This is a genomic window from Mesorhizobium sp. Arg314 (assembly GCF_053714275.1).
Map to the genome: position 1 here is coordinate 1 of NZ_JBSKBP010000142.1, position 2,522 is coordinate 2,522.

General features: G+C 59.6%; 1 protein-coding gene and 3 pseudogenes. 1 reads left to right on the plus strand and 3 read right to left on the minus strand.

What is annotated here, in order from left to right:
- Positions 1–420 (minus strand): annotated as a pseudogene (locus ACWGS9_RS34560) (Ulp1 family isopeptidase); the annotation flags it as partial.
- 117 nt (positions 421–537) lie between these two features.
- Between ACWGS9_RS34560 and ACWGS9_RS34565 the strand changes: the two are divergent.
- Positions 538–669 carry a hypothetical protein gene (locus ACWGS9_RS34565; RefSeq protein WP_454509406.1) on the plus strand — a complete coding sequence of 44 codons (132 nt, stop codon included), beginning with the start codon at positions 538–540 and terminating at the stop codon, positions 667–669.
- A gap of 899 nt (positions 670–1,568) precedes the next feature.
- Here ACWGS9_RS34565 and ACWGS9_RS34570 read toward each other — a convergent pair.
- Positions 1,569–1,797 (minus strand): annotated as a pseudogene (locus ACWGS9_RS34570) (ISKra4-like element ISMet1 family transposase); the annotation flags it as partial.
- 74 nt (positions 1,798–1,871) lie between these two features.
- Positions 1,872–2,146, minus strand: a pseudogene (locus tag ACWGS9_RS34575) (ISKra4-like element ISMet1 family transposase); the annotation flags it as partial.
- Positions 2,147–2,522 lie beyond the last annotated feature (376 nt).

A 2,522-nucleotide genomic window follows, 5' to 3' on the forward strand; every position in this document is an offset into this window, starting at 1 on the left:
GGCCACTTGTTCTAAGACATGCGCGTCTGCGGGCGCTGGCCGCCCGGCAGTAGCTGAATAGCCCCGCTCATGATACGCATGGAGGACGTTCAACGCCGACTTCATCATACGGCTTTTCGGAAAGAAAGCATCGACATGACCGACCAGGGATTGGTGATTTTTTAGATCAACCGCTAGGCCACGAGCGCCGAGATCATTCGCCAATTGGCAAAGTGCATTCCTGTAGTTACGGACCGTTTCCTTGCTATAGTGTTCCCGAGCCGCAACGTGAGTGATCGCCTGATCAACAAGGTCCCGGTGTTCGCCGGACAGATGGGGATAGGGAGCATTATGGGCGCCACTCGCGACAGGGGCCGGATCGGCTCGGCGCGCCTCGGCCAGGTGCTGCTCAACTTGCCGGGCCTGGCCCGCATCCGGCAAGTGGCCATCGCGGTCCAAGGAAGAGGGCATCGCGTCTGGGACGCGTTGAGCCCCATCGGAGAAGCCTCTGGGGACGGCGAATGAGACGTTTATAGCATCCTTGATCGCAGAGGCGGCTTGATCATCCTGCCGTCGCTGAAGCACCTCGCGAACCCCCTGTTCCAGTCGCAGAAGCTCCTCTGGATTGGTTGGCGGCTCGTCGGCTCGATCATCGAACAGCGGCCGGAGCGCCTCGGGAACCCCGTCTGACCTGGGGGACGGGGCAGCCCGGCGGCCGGGCTCCTGAGAGCCGCCCGAGGAAACCGGCTCCGCATCGCGAACCCGTTGCAACGGATCGGCTCGGCGCGCCTCGGCCACGTGCTGCTCAAAGCCCAGTTGCCCGACCTGGCCAGCTTGCCCCTCTTCCAAGCCGGCGTCCTGCACCTGCCACAAGGCTGTTACACGGAATGGATTACTCTTTCGCGGGTCCACGTGAGCCTCACATCAAAATTCATCTGAGCGAGCCTACTCCGGCAAACTTTTAGGTTGCAACCGTGTCCGACTGTTAAGTTGCAACCGTAACCGATTCGGTCGGACAACACGTCGTCCTCCCGTTTCGCCAGAGGCCTTTGCCGGCCGTGACATGAACATTCGGTGGCAATGCAATCGATCGACTGCTCGATCAAGCGCCGGGAATCCTGGGCGGCAATCATCGGGTCGCCTGGGCACTTTTGAAAGCGGTGCGGCGCTCGACACCGGCCGGCCTGCAAGTGAGGTATATTCATATCAACACCATGAGCTTTACGGTTCGTGGACAACCCTTTATCCGACGATGTCGCTCATTCAACCTTTCTGCTGAGGCTTCTCGCGGACGGCACTATTGACGAGGCGATCTCGATAGGATGCCGAGATAACTCGGCGCCCATCAAACAGGGCATCGGTGCAGGTTCCGGGTGGCGGAGTGGACCCCCAGACTGAGACAAGGAAAATCGCGGACACACGTCCAGTGTGGCTGACGGCTTCGCCCGCCTCCACGCGCTGGAGCAGCTCCCGCTTTTGGCCCTTGTGAATGGTTCTTTTGCGCCTGGCCATGCCCCAGTTTTCTCTCTTTGCGGACGATTTCCTTGTCTCAGTCTGGGGTGCATATGTGGACGCCGGAACGGTGCCCGCAGACGATCGCGAAGCTCACCGTTCAGTTCGGCGGTGCGGACTTGCATCAGCATATTGGGCGTCGCGTAGCGACCAGCGCATTTGTTGCTTCTTGACCATCCGCTTGCGGACAAGCGAATTCACCGCTGGCTCGGCGAGCGTGGTTGCGACACGAAGCCCGGCCCGATAGCGTCTTCCATAGTTGACGATCGCACCGGGGTTCGAACGGATATAGGTCAGGAGCTGCGAGCCAAGGCGGTGAAGACGCGCGATCGAGAATTCGTCTTCTAACTGCGACTGCTTAAGTCTCGCCAGAAGCTGCTCCAGGCCGCGGATCGCACGATCAGCACGCCCGTGCCACAGGGCGCCATTTCACGACCTTGATCTCCCTGTCGATGGATGAAAAGGCTTCGGGGAGATCGGATCTGGATCGTACGATGTGGTCGGCGATCTGCTGCATCGGCTGGATCTTCATGGCAATGTGGAACACCAGTCGATTATGTGAACTGTCGGCTTCGGTATCGCCCGAGGCAACCGCTTCAGGAATCTCGGCGCCGTCCGAAATCACGGTGACGTCGCCGAAGCCGCAATAGCCTTTGCGCAGCGGTGCGATGAATTCGTGATGGTGCCGACCAACGATGCGGGCGAAGCGCGCGCGCCTCGGTCAGGGACAGCCGTGAGGCGTAAGAAACTGGCGTGGAGGATCGGGCTGATTACCACCCCTGGTGCGCTTTGGAGGATGCTGTTGCTGCTCTTATAGGCAAGGGCTGTCATCGGGAGAGTTCCGTCAAACCGCTGCGGCAGCAACTCCCTCATCCTTCTGTCGTTTATCATGTACGCAGATCGAAGGCAATTCGACGAGGCTGCCTTCATAAAGGCGCATATCGACTTGGCCCTCAATGGACTTCGCAACGACACTAAGCCGTTATGGATGCCGACGGGATGACGGTGTTTACGAATGTGAGCCGTAACAA